The following is a 21,709-nucleotide window of genomic DNA, read 5'->3' on the forward strand; positions in this document are numbered from 1 at the left end:
CAGCGATGGACCGAGCCAGGCTCCCAAGGTTCACCGGCCCGAACCTGACTGGGGAACTCCAGTTCAACTACATGGATCGGCTCGTCCGCCGCGACCTGCGGGTCGCGCGCGTCGAGGACATCACGCCGCGGTACCGGCGCATCGTGCTCGCGGGCGACGACCTCGCCGACGGGTTCCCGATCGCGCCGCTGTCCCCCGACCACGTCCGGGTGTTCTTCCCCCATCCCGACACCGGCGAGCTGGTGGCGCCGCGGGAGCAGCCCGACGGCCGGTGGGTCAACGAGGGCGGCACCGGCGAGGCGATCCACCGCGACTACACCGTCCGGGCCTGGGATCCGGAGGCACGGGAGCTGTCGCTCGACTTCGTCCTGCACGGCCACGGCTTCGCCAGCCGGTGGGCGAGCGGAGCGAAGGCCGGTGACCCGCTGGTGGTGAACGGCCCGAGCTCGAACTGGCGGCTCCCGCAGAACTACACGAACTACCTCGCCCTGGGGGACGAGACCGCCCTGCCGGCCATCGCGCGGATCATCGCCGAGGCGCCCGCCGAAGCCCGCGTCACGGCCCTGATCGAGATCCCGGAGGCCGGGGAGCGGCAGGACCTGACCGGCGCGGCCGAACTCGACCTGCGCTGGGTCCACCGCGACACGGCTCCGGTGGCCGACGGACACCTCGGCGCCCTGGAGACCGCACTCCGGGAGTGGACGCCCCCGGCCGACCCGGGCACCCTGTTCGCGTTCGCGGCGGGCGAGACGGAGTCGATGAAGCCGATCCGGCGGTACCTGCGGGGCGAGGTCGGCCTGACCAAGGACCAGGTCGTCGTCGACGGGTACTGGCGGCGCGGCGTGCGCGGCTTCGACCACCACGATGCCGACATCGATGACAACTGACGCGCCCGCGGACCGGAAGTGGGGCCGGTTCGAAGCCCCCGCCGTTCCCGACGACGAACCGCGGCTCCGCATCGACCCGGCCTGGGCACCGGCCCGGCTGACCCGGGCGATCATCGCCTCGGCCTGGCCGTACGTCCTGGCGGGTTCCGTCCTGCGGACACTGTTCAACGTCACGAGCGTGCTGCTGCCCTTCGCCGTCGGCAAGCTGATCGACGAGGTCGTCGCCCCGGCGGCCGGCGGCGCGAGCGGCGGCGAGATCGCCGGGCCGCTGGCCGCCTGGACGAGCGTGCTCATCGGCCTGTACGTGCTGATGAACCTCGGCTTCCGCTTCGGCGGGCGCCTGGGCTGGTTCGGGGTGCAGCGCGCCCATTACGAGCTGTCGCAGCACACGCTGGAACGGGTGCTCGACGAACGGGACCTGGGCACGGCGCAGCAGCCGCCGGGCCGGCTGCTGTCGCTGACGACGTCCGACACCTTCAAGGCATGCCAGTCGATCTACGTCGCGGTCTACCCGCCCGGCGAGGTGATCGGGCTGCTGGCCGCCGCCGGGGTGCTGTTCTGGGTGCATCCCGCCCTGGGCATCGGTGTCGTCCTGATCCTGCCGGTCGTGCTGGGGCTGATGCACCTGGCCGCCTACCCGCTCCGCCGGCGCGGCAAGACCGAGCAGGCGGGCCTCGCCAACGCCGCCGCCGCGGCCGCCGACCTGGTCGCCGGGTTCCGGGTCGTCCAGGGGCTGCACGCCCAGCGCACCGCCACGGACCGGTACCGGAACGTCAGCCGGGACGCGCTGCGGGCGAGCCTGGCGGCCCGGTCCGTGCAGGCGGCGTTCGACGGCGCCAGCGCCGCGATCGGCAACCTGTTCGCGGCCGCGGTCACCGTCGCGGCGGCGCTGCTGGCCTTCGGCGGGCACATCACCGTCGGGGAGGTGGTCATGGTGTCGTCGATCGCCATCACCCTGATCGGTCCGCTCGACGCGCTGATCTCCGTGCAGGGAGAGATCTGGGCCATGTCGCAGGCCTCCGCGGAACGCGTGCTGGACCTGCTCGCCACGCCCCGGAAGACGGTCGGCCCGGCGACCGCCGCGCCCGGCCGCGAGGAGGAACCGGTCCTGGAGTTCCGGAACCTCGCCCTGCCCGACGGCATGATCCTGGACGGGCGGGTCGAGCCGGGCGAGTTCGTCGTCCTCGACCTGCCGCACGCCGCCCGCGGGGCGCTCGGAGACATGCTGACGCTGCGGGCCGAACCCGCCGCCGGGGGGATCGCCTTCGCCGGCCTGCCGCCCGCGGAGCACTCCTCGGCCCGCTGGCGCGAGCGGGCGCTCATCGCCCCGCACACCCCGGCGCTGCTGCCCGGGACGGTGCTGGACAACGTCCGCGCCACCGGGGACGAACCGGTCCCGGCCGGCGCCGCACGGGCGGCCCTGGAGGCGGCGGCGCTGACCGCCGCGGAGCTGCCCGACGGGTACGACACGGCCGTGGGCTACGGCGGATGGCAGCTCTCCGGCGGGCAGCGCCAGCGCATCGCCCTGGCCCGCGCGGTCGCCGCCGACCCCGAGCTGCTGGTGCTCGACGAGCCCACCACCTCGGTGGACGCGGTGACCGAGCATGCGATCGCCGCCGCCGTCCGGGCCCGCCGGGCCGGGCGGAGCACGCTCGTGCTGACCTCGGCGCCGGCGTTCCGGGCGGTCGCCGACCGGGTCATCACCGTCGAACGGGAGACGAGGATCGATGTCTGAGCCGGGCACCGCGGACGCGCGCGGGATGCTGCCGGTCGCCTCCGGCCGCACGGTCGTGGCCTGCCTCTGGCGGATGCTCGCCGGACGCCGCGCGGCGCTGTGCGGGATCGGGGCGCTGTTCCTGGTCGAGGCGAGCCTCGCGCTCGTCTTCCCGCTGGTGATCGGCGACCTGGTCGACACCGTGATCGCCGCCGACGGCTCCGGCGTGCCGGGGTCGTTCTGGTGGCAGGTCGCGCTGCTCGCCGCGACCGCGATGGGGGCCGGGGGCGTGGCCTGGGTCGCCGTCCGCGCGCTGGCCCGGCTGGTCGAAGCGGTCCTCGCCGAGCTGCGCGAACGCTACGTCGGGACGGCGCTGGACCTGCCGCGGGCCACGATCGAGACCGCCGGCACCGGCGACGTGGTCACCCGCGCGTCCGACGACATCGGGCAGGTCTCCGGCACGCTGCCCGGCGTGCTGCCGCGGCTGATCGTCGCGATCCTGACCATGACGATGGTCGCGGGCGCCCTCGCCGTCCTCGACCCGTGGTTCCTGGCGGGCTTCGCCCTCACCTTCCCGCTGTACGCCCTCACCGTGCGGTGGTACCTGCGCACGGCCCCGGCCGTCTACGTCGCCGACCGCACCGCCGAATCCGCGCGGGGCCACGACGTCCTCGGCACCCTGACCCAGCTGCCGACGGTGACGGCGCACCGGCTCGAGCGCCGCCAGCTGGACCGGATCAAGGCGGCGACGTGGCAGACCGTCCGGTGGGCGATGCGCGCCCGGATCGTCCAGAACCGGCTGTTCGGCTACCGCAACGTCGCCGAGGCCCTCGGGCTGCTCGCCGTGCTCGGCATCGGCGTCCGGCTCGCCCTCACCGGCGAGACGACGACCGGTGAGGTCACCGCCGTGGCCCTGCTGTACCTGCGCACCGTCGCCCCCATCGCGGAGCTGCTGTTCCTGATGGACGAGCTCCAGTCGGCGTTCGCCTCGCTCGCGCGCATCATCGGCGTCACCACCATCCGCCCGGACGCTGAGGAAGGCGCGGGCGGCACCGCCGGCGGCGCCGCGGTCGGCGGCCCGGCGGTCGAGCTGTCCGGGGTGCAGTTCGCCTACCGGGCGGGCCGGCCCGTGCTCTCCGACATCCACACCCGGATCGAGCACGGGACGACGCTCGCCGTGGTCGGGCCCACCGGGTCGGGCAAGTCCACCCTGGCCGCCCTGGTCGCCGGTGTGCACGACCCCACGGCGGGCGACGTCGTCCGCCGGGTCGATCCGCGGCGGATCGTCACCGTCACCCAGGAGACGCACGTGTTCTCCGGTACCGTGCGCGACAACCTCACCCTGGGCGCGCCCGGCGCCACCGACGACCAGGTGGCCGGGGCGCTGCAGCGGGTCGGCGCCGACCACATCGTCGGGCTTCTGCCCGACGGCCTCGACACCCAGGTGGGCGACGGCGGGCACGCCATCACGGCCGCGCAGGCGCAGCACCTCGCCCTGGCGCGGCTGGCGCTCGCCGACCCGCTCCTGGTCGTCCTGGACGAGGCCACCGCGGAGGCGGACACGGCCGACACCGCCGTGCTGGACCGGGCGACGGCCACCGTGACGGCGGGCCGCGCGGCGCTCGTCATCGCCCACCGGCTCTCCCAGGCCCGCGCCGCGGACCGGATCATCGTGCTGGACGACGGACGCCTCGTGGAGACCGGCGCCCATGACGACCTGGTCGCCGCGGGCGGCCGGTACGCCGCCCTCTGGGCGGCCTGGGACACCGGCCGGCAGTGACCGCCGGCGCGCCGGCCGGCGGTGACCCCGCCGGCCGGCGGACAGGTCAGCGGTCCTGGAGCCCGCGCAGCACGCCGAGCCAGTGCGTCACGCGCTGGTCCTCGGCGAGCATGATGTAGTCGAGCTCCATCAGCCCGGCCGCGCGCCACTTCTCCACCAGCTCCATGACCCGCACGGAGTCCATGCCCTGGTCGCGCAGATCGGCCTCGTGGTCGAGTTCGCCGGGCTCCAGGTAGAGCAGATCGGCGATGTCGGCGACAGCCTGGTCGTCGGTGATCTTCATTCCGCTTCTCCTTCGGTGAGCAGTTCGACGAGCTTCGGCACCCATTGCCGTGCGGGCGCGTCCTCGACCACGACCTCGACGTGGCCGGCCGCGACCGGCACCGTCCGCAGGTTCGGCAGGAACGGCGACCACATCCCGGCGAGCTGCTCCGGGTAGTCCTCGTGCTCGGCGTCCGCCGTGGCCGCGACCAGCAGCGCCGGCACGTCGAGCACGCCGTCCGTCGGCGTCGGCAGCAGCGAGTCGGTGCGGGCGGCGGAGACGGCGACCGCGCGCCGCTGGTCGCGGCCGAGCCCGCCGAAGAGGCGCTTGCCGAGGTCCAGGCGCTCGTTCTCCTCCAGCTGGTCGGCGACGCGGTCCTGCAGGGAGACGTCCGCCAGCAGTTCCGCCATCTTCACCCCGACAACGTCGATCTCCTCGCGCAGCGGGCCCTCGGCGCTCGGGACGGCGTCGACGATCCCGAGACCGCGCACCCGGTGCCCGCGCGCGATCAGCTCCCTGGCGACACCGAACGCCACGTGCCCGCCCCAGGACCAGCCGAGCAGGTCGTAGGGCCCGGCCGGTCGCGTCTCCACGACCACGTCGGCGTAGGCGCGGCAGAGGTCCCAGAGGTCCGCGAAGTCCACCGGCATCGCCCCGTGCGCCGGGTCCTGGACGCCGTAGACGTTCCAGTCGTCCGGCAGCAGGCCGAGCAGCCGCCGGTACGTGATGGCCAGCCCGGTGTAGTCGTGGAAGCAGAACAGCGTCCGGCCGTCCGCGCCCTCGCGCAGCGGGAGCACCATCGCGTCGTGCAGGGTGGGGCCGGGCGACGCCGCCCGCTCGTCCAGGCTCCGGGCGAGCTCGGCCACCGTCTGGTGGGCGAAGACCTGCTTCACCAGCAGGCCGTGGTCGCCCGCGGCGTTGACCCGCGCCACCAGCCGCATCGCGAGCAGGGAGTTGCCGCCGATCTCGAAGAAGTTCGCCGTCGCCGAGACCCGCGTGACGCCGAGGAGCTCGGCGACCGCGTCCGCGACCAGCTCCTCGGTGGCGGTGCCCGGCGCGACGTACTCCGCGCCGGCGGTCTCGATCTCCGGCAGCGCGCGGGCGTCGATCTTTCCGTTGACGGTCAGCGGGATGTCCGCGACCGCGGCCAGGCCCGCCGGGACCATGTAGTCGGGCAACTGCCCGCGGACGCGCGCGCGGACAGCGTCGAGGTCGACACTCGCGGGATCCCCGGCGGCGGGCACCAGGTAGCCGTACAGCTGCACCGCGCCGGACGCGTCCTTGCGGGCGACCACCGCCGCGCGGGCCACCTGCGGGTCGGCCGCCAGCGCGTCCGCCACCTCGCCCGGCTCGATCCGGTAGCCGCGGATCTTCACCTGGTCGTCGGCCCGGCCCAGGAAGTCGATGTTGCCTTCCGGGGTCCAGCGCGCGAGGTCGCCGGTGCGGTACATCCGCTGCCCGGGCTCCCAGGGGCAGGCAGTGAACCGCTCGGCGGTCAGCGCCGCCTGGTCCCAGTAGCCGCGGGCGATGCCGTCCCCCGCCAGGTACAGCTCGCCGGCGACGCCCCGCAGCGTCGGCTGCAGGTTCTCGTCGAGGATGTAGGCGCGGGTGTTGAAGATCGGCCTGCCCACGCTCGAGGTGGGGCTGTCGGCCAGGTCGGCGCCGAGCGCGTTGATCGTGTACTCGGTGGGCCCGTACAGGTTGTAGGCCTCGACGCCCGGCGCGTCGCGCAGCTGCTGCCACAGCCGTTCCGGCACCGCCTCCCCGCCCAGCGACACGAACACGACGCCGGGCGCGTCGGCGGACACCGACCGTCCCGCGGGCCGGTCCCGTTCGAGCAGGCCGTCGTCGACGAGCAGCTGGCCGTAGGACGGGGTGACGTCGAATCCGTCGATCCGCGCCTCGTCGTAGTAGGCCAGCAGGCGGGCCGGCTCGCGCCGCAACTCTTCGTCGATCACGTGCACCTCGTGCCCGTTGAGCAGCCAGAACAGCTGCTCCCAGGAGGCGTCGAAGGAGAACGACGTGGTGTGCGCGATCTTCATCCGGCGGCCGCCCTGGTGCGCGACGACCCGGTCGAAGATCTCCTCCACGTGGTTGGCGTACATGTTCGTCAAACCCCGGTAGCCGACCGCGACGCCCTTGGGGCGCCCGGTCGAGCCGGAGGTGAACAGGACGTAGGCGAGGTTGTCGAGCGAGACGGCGCCGCCGCGCTCGGCCACCGTGATCGCGCCGGTGCCGAGCCGGGCGATCCCGTCCCGGACGGCCGGGTCGTCCAGATCGACGATCAGGCCGGCTCCGTCGCCGAGCCGGTGCGCGTCCCGTCCGGTGACCAGCGTGACCGTCGGCCGGGCGACCGACAGCATGTAGCCGATCCGGTCGTCGGGGTGTTCGGCGTCGATCGGCACGTACGCCGCGCCGACGGCGAACACGGCGAACATCGCGATCACCATCCGCTCGTCCCGCGGCAGCAGCAGGGCGACCCGGTGCTCGGGCCGCACCCCCCGCTCCAGCAGCATCCGGGCGTACCGGTGCACCTCGCCGGAGAACTCGCCGAAGGTGTAGCGGCGGTCACCGGCGACCAGCGCCGTCTCGTCGCGCGACAGCGCGACCTGCTCCGCCAGCAGGTCGCCGACCGTCACCGCGGCGACGGGGCGCGCCCCGTCGCCGCCGCCCGGTACCTCGGGCTCGTGGGGGAGCAGCGCGGGAATCCGGCCGACGGGCTCGGCGAGATGCTCGGTGAGGAACCGCAGCACCAGCAGGTAGCGCTCCAGGACCTCGCCGGCGGCCGCCTGCTCGTAGGCGTCGCGGCGGAACGAGAGCCGCACGTGCACGGCGGGCGTGCCCTCGGACTCCCACGGGTTGACCGCGAACGTCAGCGGGTAGTGGGTCGCGTCGTTCAGCCCGCCGCCGGTGACCCGCGTGTCCGCGTCGTCGTCGCCGCCCACCTCGTACGGGAAGTTCTGGACCACGAACAGAGTGTCGAACAGGGTGCCCAGACCCGCGTCGTCCTGGATCCGGCTGAGCGAGGCGTAGGCGTGGTCGATCACGGCCGCCTGGTCGGTCTGCATCCGGGCCAGCAGGCCGCGGACCGTCTCGAACGGGTCGAGCCTGACCCGCAGCGGCAGCGTGTTGAACAGCAGGCCGACGATCCGCTCGGCGCCGGCCAGCTCGGGCGGGCGCCCGGACACGGTGTTGCCGAACACCACGTCGCCGCTGCCGGTGAGCCGGCCCAGCGTGACGGCCCAGGCCGCCTGCAGCAGGGTGCCGACCGTGCCGCCTGCCGTCCGGGCGGCCGCGAAGACGCGCGCCGCGTCGGCCGGGTCGAGATCGCGGTGCAGGTCGCCGGTCTCGACCCGGCTGTCGCCGAGGTCCCCGCCGACCGGCCAGACGATCGACGGGCCGGCCAGGTCGGCCAGGTAGTCGCGCCAGGCCGTGTGGGTCGCCTCGGTGTCGCGATCGGCCAGCCAGTCCAGGTAGTTCCGGAACGGCACGGCCGGGACGCGATCGGCCTGATCCGGGTCGTGGTAGGCCGCGAGCACCTCGGCCATGACGAGGTTCAGCGACCAGCCGTCCATCAGGATGTGCTCGAAGGTCATCGCGAGCGTCCACGCCGACGGCGCGACCTCCAGCAGCACGAACCGCAGCAGCGGCGGCCGCTCGTGGTCGAACGGCGCCTCCCGCTCCGCGGCCAGGAAGGCCGCCGCGTCGGCCGCCTCCGCCTGCCACTCGTCCCGCGTGACGACCCGGTAGGGCAGCGGCGTGCCGGCCGGCACGACCTGCACCTCGCCCGCTCCCAGCGCGACGAAACCGGCGCGCAGGTTGGGGTGGCGCCGCAGCACCGCCGCCACCGCCTCGCCCATCCGGGCCGGATCGACGGCGCCCGACAGATCCCGCGTGACCTGCGAGACGTAGGTGTTGTGGTCGTCGGTCTCGCGGGAACGGACCATGTGGTACAGCAGCCCGCTCTGCAACGGCGACAGCGGCATCAGCTCGGCGTCGGCGCCGTAGCGCGCCCGCACCTGCTCGGCCTCGGCCGCCGTCAGCGGCAGCCGGTCCGCTCGGCGCAGTGCGGGCGGCCCGGTCCCGGCGTCGCCGGCGACCACCCCGCGCGTCGCGAGGTCGCCGAGGACCGCCTCGGCGAGCCGCCCCGCGTCGATCCCGATCCCGGACGCCACCTCGGCGTGCACCGTCACCCGTCCGCCCGTCCCGACGAGCACCGTGACGGACACCGGCGCGCCCTCATCGGCGCCTTCGGCGCCTTCGGCGTCCGTGCGGAACTGGCCGATCCGCACATCGGGCTCGGGGACGTCGTCGAGGATGCGGCCCAGCGCGGCGTCGCGCAGCAGGGCCGCGTACTCGTCGGCGCGCCGCGGCTCCCACGACAGCGCCGCCTCCAGATCCGGTGCCGCCTCGTCGCCGTCCGCGACGCGCTCGCAGAGGTCGCCCGTGACGACGGCCGGGAGGCGCCGCAGCGCACCGGCCGGTCCCGGCTCCGCGAACTCGATCACGAGGTCGCCGGTGACGCCGAGCGCCCGCACCACCGCGGCCGCGAGGCGGGCGCGGACGGCGGCGGGCGCCCCGGACCGCACCGGCGCCGTGGCCGCGGCGGTCCCGGCCGTCCGGGGAGCCCCCTCGCGGGACGGCTCCCAGGGTTCGGCGTCGGCGAGGGCGTCGATGTGGTCGTCCCAGAACGGATCCTCGATCGCCTCGCGCAGGGCGTCGCCGTCCAGCGCGGCCGCACCGGCCCGCTCCGCCGGTACGACCGTGAGCACGGTCCCGGTCCGGTAGGACTCGACCAGGCGGGCGGCCGGCGGGGCCAGCGCGTCCAGCGCCTCGGGATTGCGGCTCGTGGTGGTGAGCCGGCCGCGCCCCTCGTCGTCGATGGCGACGGCCAGCGGCCCGGTGCCGGGCGACGCGAGGGTCAGGTGGTCGGCGGCGGCGCGCCACAGCGGCGCGTCGGCCATGTCGAAACCCGGGATCGCGTAGCGGTAGGCGGGGGCGCGGTTCCCGGCGGGCACGGCGCCCGCACCGGCGTCCGCACCTGCGCCCGCACCGTCCCTGGCCAGCCGCACCAGCTCCGCGAGCTGGACCACCGGGAGGGCGGGATGGCGGGCGCCGAGCACCAGGAAGAGGCGCGCGGTCTCCAGCAGACGCCGCGTGGTGCCGGCGGACATCAACTCGCGGGCGGCGTCCAGTCGCAGCCGGTACCCGCCGCCGGTCTCCCGGGCGAAGACGAAGACCAGGTCGAACAGCGCGGGCGGGGCGTCGCCGTCGCCGTCGTCGCGGTCGGTGCGTGAAGCCCCGTCCGGCACGTAGGGCATCAGCCGCCGGTCCGCGACGGCGTCCGACTCGCCGGTGCGGTCGAAGAAGGCCGCCATCACCTGGAAGAGCGGGCTCACCCCCGGCAGGCGCGGCGGGTTGACCGCCTCCACGACGCTCTCGAACGGCACCAGCTTGTGCTCGCCGGCCTCGAGCGCACGATCGCGGACGGAGCGCAGGGTCTGCTCGAAACCGCCGTCCTCCGCGATGTCGGCACGGATCACCGCCGTGTTCACCAGGTACCCGATCAGGTCGTCGAGCCCCGGATCGTCCCGAAGGCTCACCGGAGTGCCCACCGGGATCGCCGTTCCCGCCCCCTCGGCCCAGAGGGCGAGCGCGAGCGCCCCGACGAGCGCGTGCAGCGGTGTGGCCGCACGCTCCACCAGGAGGTCGAGCAGATCGCCGACCTCCTCCGCGGCGAGTTCGGCCGACACCGTGCGGACCGTCCTGGCCGCGCCGTCGGCGCGCGCGTGGTCGAGGGGCAGCGGTGTCTCGGCCGGCAGGCCGTCGAGCGTCTCCCGCCAGTGGTCCAGCTCGGCGGAGAACAGCGAATCGGGGTCGTCGCGCTCGCCGAGAACCTGCCGCTGCCACACCGCGAAGTCCGCGTACTGCCCGCCGAGCGGAGCGAGCTCGGTCCGGGCGCCGCCGACTTCCTCGGTGTAGAACGCGTCGAGGTCCCGCATCATCGGCGCGCTGGACTGCTCGTCGGTGACGATGTGGTGCCCGTGCACCGCGAGGATGTCGTCCGGATCCGTCCGCAGCAGCGTGAACCGCATCCCGTACGCGGAGGTGATGTCGACGGGCTCGTCGAGCAGCGCCTTCATCCTGTCCCGTACCGCCGCCGGTCCGACCTGCTCCACGTTCAGCAGGCCGTGGACGGGCGCCGGGTGCACGACCTGGGTCAGCGCACCGGAGCCGTCGAACGCGAACGTCGTGCGCAGCACCTCGTGGCGTTCGATCAGGCGGCCGATCGCCCGCTCCAGGGCGTCGGCATCGGCCCGGCCGCGGAACTGGAACGAGTCACCGATTCGGTAGACGCTCTCCCCGGAGACCTGCTCGGTGACCCAGAGCGCTTGCTGCCCGTAGGAGGCCGGGAGCACTTCGGGCCGGGTGATCTCGGTGAAGCGCGGGGTGGCGGAGGTCGCGGTCGGTGATGCTTCGGGCAGTGCGGCGAGTGCGGCGATGGTGGGGTGGTCGAAGAGGTTGCGGAGGGTGAAGGAGGTGTCGAGGCGTGCGTTGGCGCGAGTGATGGCGCGAGTGGCCAGCAGTGAGTGCCCGCCGAGGCGGAAGAAGTCGTCGTCGATCGTTATCGAGGGCACTTGGAGGATCTCGCCGAACACCTCGGTCAGGATCTGCTCGGTCCGGTGCCGCGGCGCCCGTCCCGCTCCGCCGCCCAGGTCGGGGGCCGGTAGGGCTCGCCGGTCGAGTTTGCCGTTGGGGGTCAGCGGGAGGGTGTCGAGCCGGGTGAAGGTGGTGGGGACCATGTAGTCCGGCAGCCGGGCTGCGACGTGGGCGCGTAGTTCGTCTTCTGGCGGGGTCTCTTCCGGTGTTGATGTGGTGATGTAGGCGGCGAGGTATGTGCCGCCTGCGGGGTGGTCGAGGGCGAGGATGGCGGTGGCGGTGATGGCGGGGTGTTGTTGGAGGGTGTTGCGGATTTCTTCGGGTTCGATGCGGTAGCCGCGGATTTTGATCTGGTCGTCGGCGCGGCCGATGAAGTCGAGGGTGCCGTGGGTGTTCCAGCGGACGAGGTCGCCGGTGCGGTACAGGCGGTCGCCGGTGTCGCTGTGGGGGTCGGCGATGAATCGGTCGGCTGTCAGGGCGCCGCGTCCGGTGTAGCCCTCGGCGAGTTGTGTTCCGCCGACGTAGAGTTCGCCGGTGACTCCCGGGGGCACGGGGCGTAGCCAGGCGTCCAGGACTCGCACTTGGACACCGGGGGCCGGGGTCCCGATGGCTGTTGCGTCGGCGTAAGTGGTGGTGGCGTCGCCGGTGACTTCGGTGGAGCCGTAGAAGTTGCGTAGTACGGCGCCGGGTGCGGCTTGGCGGATGGCCTCGGTGGTGGCCGGTGTGAGTGTCTCGCCTGAGCAGACCCAGTGCCGCAACGAGCGCAGAGCGTCTGAGGCGTTGGGGACGCGGGCCAGTACGTCGGCGAGGCTGGGGACGGTGAGCAGGTGCGTGACCTGGTGGCGTTGCACGATGTCGGCCAGCGCCATCGGATCTGCGGCTGCGTCGTCGTTGGCGATGACGATGGTGGCGCCTGCGGTGAGGGGGGTGAGTAGTTCGGTTGCCGCGTCGATGAATCCGACGCTGCTTTTGGCCAGGGCGCGGTCGCCGGGGTGGAGTTGGAGGAGTTCGGCGCCCCAGGTGAGTCGGTTGGCCATGGCGCGGTGGGAGAGGATGACGCCTTTGGGGCGGCCGGTGGTTCCGGAGGTGAAGATGACGAATGCGGCGTCGTCTGGGGGTGTGGTGGTGCGGCCGGTGGCTTGGAGGGTGTCGGGGCCGGTCACCACGATGGCGGCGTTGGAGTCTTCGAGGATCTGCTGTATCCGCTCGGCCGGGTATGCCGGGTCGATCGGTACGCATGCCGCACCCGCCCGCATCACCGCGGCCAGGGTGACGATCAGGTCGACCGATCGGGGCAGGATCACCGCCACCCGGTCGCCGATGGCCACGCCCCGGTCGATCAGCGTCCGCGCGGTCGCGTTCACCCGGGCGTCGAACTCGGCGTAGGTCACCCGGACGCCGTCGTCGCCGATCATCGCGACGCCGTCCGGGGTCGCGACGACCTGCCGCCGGATCAACCCGTCCAGGGTCGAGTCGGCGACCTCGAGCGCATTGCCGGCGGCTGCGGAGATGGTGTCGGCGGGCGGCGCCAGTTCCGCCACCCGCATGGTCGGGTCTGCGGCGATCGCAGCCAGGACTTGCTGGAACGTCTCGATGAACCGGTCGACGGTGGCGGGGTCGAGGATGTCGGTGGCGTAGGTGAGGTGACCGTCGAGACTGGTCGAGGTTTCGACGAGGTCGAGTTCAAGGTCGGTCTTGGCCGCGGCGAGGGTGGCCGGGATGTTCTCGGCGACGAGACCTTCGAGTGCGACGTCGCCGGTCTGCGCGCCGATGTGGTGGGTGAGCATGACCTGGAAGAGAGGGTTGCGGCTCGGGGAGCGTTCGACTCCCGCCACCCGCGTCACCTCCTCGAAAGGCGCGGCCTGGTGGGCGAATCCGTCGAGGACGGTCTGCCGGGTGCGCACAAGAAGATCAGCGATGGTGTCGGCGGGCATGAGCCGGTGCCGGACCGGCATGGTGTTGGCGAAGTAGCCGACGACGTTTTCCAGCTCGTGTTCGGTGCGACCGGCGACCGGTGACCCGATGACGAGGTCGTGGCCGCCGCCGAGCGTCGAGACGGTCAGGGCCGTCGCCGCGTGGACGATCACGAACATGGTGACGTTCAGGTCGTCCGCGACCGTCCGCAGTCCTGCCACGGTGTCGGCGGCGATCGCCAAGGTGGCGTCGACGCCCCGGTGGGTCGGTTCGGTCGGGCGGGGCCGGTCCAGCGCGATCGTCGATTCTGGCGGGGCGTCCTCCAGCACCTCGCGCCAATGGTCGAGATGCCGGGCCAGTTCGGACTCCGGATCGGCGGCGTCGCCGAGCACCTCGCGCTGCCAGACCGCGTAATCGGCGTACTGCACCGGCAGCGGCTCCCACGCGGGCCGCGCGCCTTCGAGCCTGGCCCGATAGGCGGTCGACAGGTCACTCAGCAGCAGCGGGAAGGACCACTCGTCCACCGCGTGATGATGCATCGCCAGCACGAACACCCACTCCGAGCCGGTGACGCGGAGCAGCGCCGCACGGACGGGGAGGTCCGCCCCGAGATCGAACCGATCCTGGAGGATCTCGGCGACCCGCGCGTCGGTGAAGTCATCCACGATCAGCGGGAGGCGGGAGGTCGCGTCCTCCGCGGGAACGATGACCTGCCGCAGCCGTCCGTCCTGCTCGATGATCAGCGTCCGCAGTGCCTCATGGCGGGCCACCACGTCTCGCAGCGCGGCACCCAGGGCGGTCTCGTCCAGCGTGCCGGTCAGCCGCAGAACGAGCGGTACCACGTATCGGGAACCGGGCCCGCCGAGTTGCTCGATCAACCACAGCGACTGCTGCCCGTAGGAGGCCGGGAGCACTTCGGGCCGGGTGATCTCGGTGAAGCGCGGGGTGGCGGAGGTCGCGGTCGGTGATGCTTCGGGCAGTGCGGCGAGTGCGGCGATGGTGGGGTGGTCGAAGAGGTTGCGGAGGGTGAAGGAGGTGTCGAGGCGTGCGTTGGCGCGGGTGATGGCGCGGGTGGCCAGCAGTGAGTGCCCGCCGAGGCGGAAGAAGTCGTCGTCGATCGTTATCGAGGGCACTTGGAGGATTTCGCCGAACACCTCGGTCAGGATCTGCTCGGTCCGGTTCCGCGGTGCCCTGCCGGTTGTGTTCCCGAGGTTCGGGATCGGCAGAGCCCGCCGGTCGAGTTTGCCGTTGGCGGTCTTTGGGAGGGTGTCGAGCCGGGTGATGGTGGTGGGGACCATGTAGTCCGGCAGTCGGGCTGCGACGTGTGCGCGTAGTTCTTGTTCTGTGGGTGCTGGTGTTGTGGTGGTGATGTAGGCGGCGAGGTATGTGCCGCCTGCGGGGTGGTCGAGGGCGAGGATGGCGGCGGCGGTGATGGCGGGGTGTTGGTGGAGGGTGTTGCGGATTTCTTCGGGTTCGATGCGGTAGCCGCGGATTTTGATCTGGTCGTCGGCGCGGCCGATGAAGTCGAGGGTGCCGTGGGTGTTCCAGCGGACGAGGTCGCCGGTGCGGTACAGGCGTCGGCCGTCGTCGTCGGCGATGAACCGGTCGGCTGTCAGCGCGCCGCGTCCGGTGTAGCCCTCGGCGAGTTGTGTTCCGCCGACGTAGAGTTCGCCGGTGACTCCCGGGGGCACGGGGCGTAGCCAGGCGTCCAGGACTCGCACTTGGACACCGGGGGCCGGGGCCCCGATGGCTGTTGCGTCGGCGTAAGTGGTGGTGGCGTCGCCGGTGACTTCGGTGGAGCCGTAGAAGTTGCGTAGTACGGCGCCGGGTGCGGCTTGGCGGATGGCCTCGGTGGTGGCCGGTGTGAGTGTCTCGCCTGAGCAGACCCAGTGCCGCAACGAGCGCAGAGCGTCTGAGGCGTTGGGGACGCGGGCCAGCACGTCGGCGAGGCTGGGCACCGTCAGCAGATGCGTCACCTTGAAGCGGCCCACGATGTCGGCCAGGGCCAGCGGGTCTGTGGCTGCGTCGTCGTTGGCGATGACGACGGTGGCGCCGGCGGTGAGGGGGGTGAGTAGTTCGGTTGCTGCGTCGATGAATCCGACGCTGCTTTTGGCCAGGGCGCGGTCATCTGGGCCGAGTTGGAGGAGTTCGGCGCCCCAGGTGAGCCGGTTGACCATGGCGCGGTGGGAGAGGACGACGCCTTTGGGGCGGCCGGTGGTTCCGGAGGTGAAGATGACGTATGCGGTGTCGTGGGGTGACAGCGGGCGTGGCGGTGCGGGGTTTCCGGTGGTGCCTGGGAGGGGTTCGTCGATCACCAGGGTGGGGGCGGCGTCTTGCAGGATGGTCTGGATGCGGCCGGTCGGGTAGGAGGGGTCGATCGGTACGAATGCGGCGCCCGCCCGTATCACTGCGGCCAGGGTGACGATCAGGTCGACCGATCGGGGCAGGATCACCGCCACCCGGTCGCCGATGGCCACGCCCCGGTCGATCAGCGTCCGGGCGGTCGCGTTCACCCGGGCGTCGAACTGGGCGTAGGTCACCTGGACGCCGTCGTCGTCGATCATCGCGACGCCGTCGGGGGTCGCGGCGACCTGCTCCCGGATCAACCCGTCCAGGGTGAGCGCTCGCACCTCCAGTGGCGTGCCCGCCGTCTCGACCGCGTCGCCGGGCGGCAGCAACGCCAGGTCCGCCACCCGTACATCCGGGGTGGTCGCCATCGCCGCCAGCACCCCCTCGAGCATCGCGGCGAACCGGCCGACCGTGGCGCGGTCCAACACGTCCGGCCGGTAGGAGAACTCGAGAAGGGCCGAGTCGGGCCCCGGCGTGATCCTGATCGCGAGCGGGTGCGTGGTGGAATCGCGCGCTTCGACGCGGCGCAGCGTGATCCCGGTGCCCTGCTGCGCCTCGGCCAGTTGCTCCTCGTCGACGGGGTAGTTCTCGTGGACGACGAGTGTGTCGAACAGCGGGTTGAACCCGGTGGCGTGCTGGACTTCGGCGAGCGGCACGTGGTGGTGGTCCAGAAGGGCGGTGTTCTGCTCCTGAACCTTCGCGATCAGCTCCCGAGGGTGGGGTTGGCTGCCACGGAGACGGGGACCGGGACGGTGTTGATGAACAACCCCACCGAGTCCTCGATGCCGTCGATCTCCGCGGGGCGGCCGGAGACCGCGGTGCCGAACACGACCGTCGGCTGACCGGTGACGCTGTTGAGGACGACTCCCCAGGCCGCCTGCATGAGGCTGCTGAACGTGGCGCCAGCGGACCGCGCGGCCCGCTGCAACGCCGCGTGCGTCTCCGGATCGACCCTCACCTCGAACTGGTCCGGGAACACCGAGGAGGTGAGCGAGGTGCCGGGGACGACGAGCGTCGGCTCGTCCACCGTCGCGAGTGCTCGGCTCCACCGGGTCACCGAGGCGCGCTCGTCCCGGGCGTTCAGCCACGACAGGAACTCCGGGTAGACGCGGTCCGGCTCGGGCCGCGCCGAGGGATCCCGGTACGCCTCCAGCAGCGCCTCGATCAGCATCGGGCTCGACCACCCGTCGGCCAGGATGTGGTGCATCGTCCAGACCAGGGTGCGCCGTCCGGGCGCGGTGGTCAGCAGCACCGCGCGGGTGAGCGGCGCCGACCGGAGGTCGAACGGCTCCGCCCGGTCACGGTCGAGCACCTCGTCGAGCGGGACTCCGGCGTCGGCGGCCGTGAACGGCGTCCCCGCCGAAGCGGGGACGACGGCGACGAGTTCCCCGGTGCCGGTGGCGGCGATCGCCGCCTTCAGGTGCGGGAACCGTTCGAGCACCCGGTCCAGGGCGACCCGCATCCGGTCGGGGTCGACCGCGCCGTCGAAGTGCAGGACGGTCTGGGTGGTGTAGACGTCCACCGCCCCGTCGTCCGCGCCGAGGAGCGTTTCGAACGCGATGCCCCGCTGCAGGGCCGTGAGCGGCTGCACGTCGGTCAGCTCCCCGTGGCGCGCCTCCCACGCGTCGACGTCCGCTTGGGTCACACCGGGGGCGGTCAGGTCCGACGGCGAGCGGCGCCGGTGTGCGGCCACGTCCGCGTAGCGGCCCAGCGCGGCCAGCGCGGCCGTCCAGAGCTCGACGAGTTCGCGGACGTCCCGCTCGCCGATGACGCTGGCGGCATAGGAGAACGTGCCGTCCAGGACGAGGCCGCCCTCGCCGGGGACGGCGGCGGTGTTGATGTCGACCACCGCCGGCAGCGGCAGCTCGGCGGGGGAGTGCACGTCGAGGCCGCCGGTCTCCGGCGCCTGGCCCCAGGCGGCCGCCTGCTCCGTTTCGTCGCCGCGGAACTGCCCGAGATAGTTGAAGCCGAACTGCGGGACGCCTCCCGAGGCGAGGGCCGGCGCGGTGGCGGGGTTGAGGTGGCGGAGCAGGCCGTAACCGGTGCCGCGGTCGGGAACCCGGCGGAGCTGCTCCTTGACGCGCAGCACCGCGTCCGCGGCGAGCCGCGGGTCGGCCAGGGCCCGCGCGGGATCGATGCCGTCGCTGGACAGCGCGACGGGGAACCAGCTGGTGAACCACCCGACCGTGCGGGAGAGGTCCGTGCCCGGGACGAGCGATTCCTGGCGGCCGTGCCCCTCCAGCCCCACGAGGGCGCGCCGGTGGTCCGCTCCGCGCCGGGCGCGCCAGGCGCCGATCGCGATCGTGAGCGCCCCGAGGAGGACGTCGTCGACCTCGGCCGACAGCAGGTCCGGCACATCGGTCAGGACGGCCCGGGTGACGTTCGCCGGCACCGACACCCCGACCGTTCCGGCGGTCCCCTCGGTGTCGCGTGCCGGGTCGAGCGGGCGCGAGCCGATCAGCGGATCGTCGCCGGCGAGCACACCGGTCCAGTAGTCGAGCCGGCCGGTCACGTCGGTGTCGGTCGACCGCCCGGTGAGGGCGTGCGTCCACGCGGGCACGCTCGTCCCGGCCGGCGGCAGGGGTTCGCCGGTCCGGCCCGTCTCCAGCTCCCACGCGTGCCGCAGGTCGTCGCCGAGGATGCGCCAGGACACGCCGTCCACCACCAGGTGGTGGATCACCCACAGCAGCCTGCCGCCGGATCCGGCGTCGCCCGGGAACCAGCGTGCGCGCCAGAGGACCCCGGCCGTCAGGTCCAGCGACTCGGAGAGTTCCGCCGTGACGGTGCGGATCTGCTGCGGCCACGCGGACGAGGACCGGTCCGCGGGGGTCTGACGGTCGACGGAGGTCTGGCGGCCGACCGCTTCGGCGTCGAACGGCCGGGTCTCGAAACGCCATTCGTTCCCGTCGCCCCGCACGAGCCGCCCGCGCAGCGCGGGATGGTGCTCGATCACGCGCCCGAGGGTCCGGTGCAGGTCCGGCTCGGTCAGGCCGGGCGGGGTGACGAAGGTGAACGACTGCGTGAACGCGCCGAACCCGGGGAGGTCGGCCTCGGCGGCGGCGATCGGCCACAGCCCGGACTCGGACCGCTCGGCCGGTCCGCCGGACTCGCCGGGGGCCGCGGCGTCGTGCTGCTCGGCCACCCGCGCCAGCGCGCCGACCGTCCGGGCGGTGAACATCTCCGCCGCGGTCACCGTCACCCCGGCCCGGCGCGCCCGCGACACCACCTGGATCGACAGGATGCTGTCGCCGCCGAGGCGGAAGAAGTCGTCGTCGACCGTCACCGACGGCACCTGGAGGACGTCCCGGAACACCTCGGCCAGGATCTGCTCGGTGCGGGTCCGCGGCGCCCGTCCCGGCCCGCCGCCCAGGTCGGGGACCGGCAGCGCTCGCTGGTCCAGCTTGCCGTTCGCGGTCACCGGCAGCGAGTCGAGCCGGGTGAACGTGGTGGGCACCATGTAGTCCGGTAGTCGCGCCTCGGCGCGGGCGCGCAGCTCTTCCACCGGTGCCGATGTGATCACGTAGGCGGCGAGGTACTTGCCGCCGGCGGGGTGGTCGAGCGCGATGACCGCGGCGGCCGAGACGCCTTCGTGGTCTTCCAGGACGTTGCGGATCTCGTCGAGTTCGATCCGGTATCCGCGGATCTTGACCTGGTCGTCGACGCGGCCGAGGAACTCCAGCCCGCCGCGGTCGTTCCAGGCGACCAGGTCCCCGGTGCGGTACAGGCGCCGGCCGTCGTCGTCGGCGATGAACCGTTCCGCGGTCAGGCCGGGACGGCCCACGTAGCCGTCGGCCAGCTGCACGCCGCCCAGGTACAACTCGCCCGCCACGCCGGGCGCGGTCGGCCGCAGCCAGGCGTCCAGCACCACGGCCCGCACGTTCGCGATCGGGCGGCCGATCGGGACCACGGGAACGCGGGTGAGATCCACGTCGGCGAGGCTGGTCCCCGTGGCGTCCACCGCCGTTTCGGTGGGCCCGTAGTTGTTCCACACGTTCACGCCGGGAACGTCCTGCAGCCGCCTGCCCAGCGCGGCGGGCAGCGCCTCCCCGCCGACCGACAGGTGCCGCACGGGCGTCGCGGCGGGATCGAATCCGGTGTCCAGCATCGCCTGCAGCGCCGTGGGCACCAGATCGACGAACGCGATCGGCTCGTCGCGCAGGATCCGGGTCAGGTACTCCGGGTCGCGTTCCCCGCCCGGCCGGACGAGGCGGACCGTGGCTCCGACGGTGAGCGGCCAGAAGAACTCGGGGACGGCGACGTCGAACCCGACGGACGTCTTCTGCAGCACCCGATCGGCCACCGCGATCGGAAAGATCTCCCACCGCCACGCGATCAGATTGACGATCGCCCGATGCGGTACGGCCACGCCCTTGGGGCGGCCGGTGGTTCCGGAGGTGAAGATGACGTATGCGGTGTCGTGGGGTGACAGCGGGCGTGTCAGTACGGGGTTTCCGGTGGTGCCTGGGAGGGGTTCGTCGATCACCAGGGTGGGGGCGGCGTCTTGCAGGATGGTCTGGATGCGGCCGGTCGGGTAGGAGGGGTCGATCGGTACGAATGCGGCGCCCGCCCGCATCACTGCGGCCAGGGTGACGATCAGGTCGACCGATCGGGGCAGGATCACCGCCACCCGGTCGCCGATGGCCACGCCCCGGTCGATCAGCGTCCGGGCGGTCGCGTTCACCCGGGCGTCGAACTGGGCGTAGGTCACCTGGACGCCGTCGTCGTCGATCACCGCGACCTCGTCCGGGGTCGCGGCGACCTGCTCCCGGATCAACCCGTCCAGGGTCGAGTCGGGGACCTCGAGCGCCACGCCGGCGCCGCACTCGTCCAGCACGGCCTGCTCGGCGGGGGTCATCACGGCCGGCAGGGCGGCGATCTCGATGCCGGCGTCACGGTCGAGGGCGGCCGACACGAAACTCGCGAAGCGCTCCGCGTGCTCCGCCAGCTCCGCCGCCCCGATCAGCGACTCGTGGCCGGCGAGGTCGAGCCGGGAACCGTGCACCGGGTCCGAGTAGACGACCAGTTCGAGACGTCCCACCGGGCCCGCGTTGACGGTCTCCTGGCGGCCGCTCACCTCGCCGAACCGGGCCGTGTAGTCGAACGCCTTGATGTTGATGAGCGGGAGGCACAGGTAGTCCAGCGCGCCGCCCGGCCACTCGCGGGCCACCTCCTCCTCGGTGAGGTTCCGGTCGCGGCTCGTCGTGCGCAGCTGCCGCGCCACGCCGGCCACGAGCTCGTCCAGCGACGACGCCCCGGACAGCCGCGCCACGACCGGCAGCGAATTCACCAGCATGCCGGGCGTACGGAGGGCGGCGGCGCCCTCGCGCATCATGAAGGGGACGCGCACGATCAGTTCGGGGCGGTTCTCCCCGAGGGCGGTGTAGACGCCCCACAGGCCGGTCAGGTAGGCCGCCCAGCTCACCCGCGCCCGCCGGGCGCGATCCTGCATCCGGTCCCAGACGCCGGCCGGCAGCGGGACGTCGACCTGCTGCTCCGACAGCACGAACAACTCGTCGACGGGGACGTCCGCCGCGTGGCCGAGCGGCTCCGCGTCCTCGAACAGCGACGTCCACTCGCCGGGAAGGCGGTGGTCGGCGTCCGGGGCGGCGCCGGAGCCGACGAGGTCCGGCCAGCTGCCGAACCAGCGCGCACCGGGCGCGGCGCCGTCCAGCCGGGCCGTGTAGATCTCGGCGACCCGGCGGGTGAACAGCGACAGGCCGTACGCGTCCAGCACGAGGTGGTGCGTCGTGAACGCCCAGGCCCACCCGCCGCCGTCCCGCCGGAACAGGGCGGACTCGGAGCGGGACGGCTCGGTGACGTCGATGACCGCACGGTAGGCGGCCCGGACACGGCGCCGGATCGCGTCGTCGCCGGCCGGCTCGTCGACGACCGTCGTCGGCAACGAGGCGTCCTCGTCGATGCTCTGGTACGCCGTACCGTCCACTTCGGTGAACCTGGTGCGAAGCGCCTCGGACTCCGCGAACGCCTGCCCGGCCGCGTCCGCGAAGACCGCGGCATCGATCTCGCCGTCCAGCCACACCAGTTGGCCGATCCGGAACGCCGTCGCCTCGGGGACCAGGCGCTGCGCCGCCCACACGCCGTGCTGGGCCCGGGTCAACGGGACAAAACGGCCAGACATGAAT

General features: G+C 73.1%; 6 protein-coding genes. 3 read left to right on the forward strand and 3 right to left on the reverse strand.

The annotated features are described in order from the left end of the window. Positions 1 to 5 precede the first annotated feature (5 nt). From F7P10_RS33375 to F7P10_RS33385, 3 genes are read left to right on the forward strand one after another with little or no spacing between them, the layout of a single operon-like run. Entirely contained in the window at positions 6 to 887 is an 882-nt protein-coding gene (locus tag F7P10_RS33375) for a siderophore-interacting protein (RefSeq protein ID WP_151015605.1), read from the forward strand. Continuing rightward, positions 877 to 2,622: an ABC transporter ATP-binding protein gene (locus F7P10_RS33380; RefSeq protein ID WP_176611754.1), complete on the forward strand. Its 1,746-nt coding sequence runs from the start codon at positions 877 to 879 to the stop codon at positions 2,620 to 2,622. The genes F7P10_RS33375 and F7P10_RS33380 overlap by 11 nt, the downstream gene beginning before the upstream one ends. Next, positions 2,615 to 4,381 (forward strand): ABC transporter ATP-binding protein, encoded by a 1,767-nt coding sequence (locus F7P10_RS33385; RefSeq protein ID WP_151015609.1) that lies wholly within the window; start codon positions 2,615 to 2,617, stop codon positions 4,379 to 4,381. The genes F7P10_RS33380 and F7P10_RS33385 overlap by 8 nt, the downstream gene beginning before the upstream one ends. A 46-nt stretch (positions 4,382 to 4,427) precedes the next feature. Here the strand turns inward: F7P10_RS33385 and F7P10_RS33390 are convergent, their stop codons facing one another. The 3 genes from F7P10_RS33390 to F7P10_RS33400 are packed head-to-tail and all read right to left on the reverse strand — an operon-like array spanning position 4,428 to position 21,705. Next, a complete protein-coding gene (locus tag F7P10_RS33390; protein WP_151015610.1) occupies positions 4,428 to 4,664 on the reverse strand; it encodes a phosphopantetheine-binding protein in 237 nt (78 codons plus the stop codon). Then, positions 4,661 to 16,222, reverse strand: coding sequence for a non-ribosomal peptide synthetase (locus F7P10_RS44855; protein ID WP_254716157.1), 11,562 nt, complete (start codon positions 16,220 to 16,222; stop codon positions 4,661 to 4,663). The genes F7P10_RS33390 and F7P10_RS44855 overlap by 4 nt, the downstream gene beginning before the upstream one ends. Positions 16,223 to 16,269: 47 nt before the next feature. Next, positions 16,270 to 21,705 (reverse strand): non-ribosomal peptide synthetase, encoded by a 5,436-nt coding sequence (locus F7P10_RS33400; protein WP_151015614.1) that lies wholly within the window; start codon positions 21,703 to 21,705, stop codon positions 16,270 to 16,272. Between the last annotated feature and the right edge of the window lie 4 nt (positions 21,706 to 21,709).

The organism is Actinomadura sp. WMMB 499 (assembly GCF_008824145.1).
Lineage (GTDB): Bacteria > Actinomycetota > Actinomycetes > Streptosporangiales > Streptosporangiaceae > Spirillospora.

Excerpts from the sequence above, each read along its gene's own strand:
- F7P10_RS33390 (WP_151015610.1), bottom strand. The coding sequence starts at position 4,664 with ATGAAGATCACCGACGACCAGGCTGTCGCCGACATCGCCGATCTGCTC.
- F7P10_RS33375 (WP_151015605.1), top strand. The coding sequence starts at position 6 with ATGGACCGAGCCAGGCTCCCAAGGTTCACCGGCCCGAACCTGACTGGG.
- F7P10_RS33380 (WP_176611754.1), top strand. The coding sequence starts at position 877 with ATGACAACTGACGCGCCCGCGGACCGGAAGTGGGGCCGGTTCGAAGCC.
- F7P10_RS33400 (WP_151015614.1), bottom strand. The coding sequence starts at position 21,705 with ATGTCTGGCCGTTTTGTCCCGTTGACCCGGGCCCAGCACGGCGTGTGG.
- F7P10_RS33385 (WP_151015609.1), top strand. The coding sequence starts at position 2,615 with ATGTCTGAGCCGGGCACCGCGGACGCGCGCGGGATGCTGCCGGTCGCC.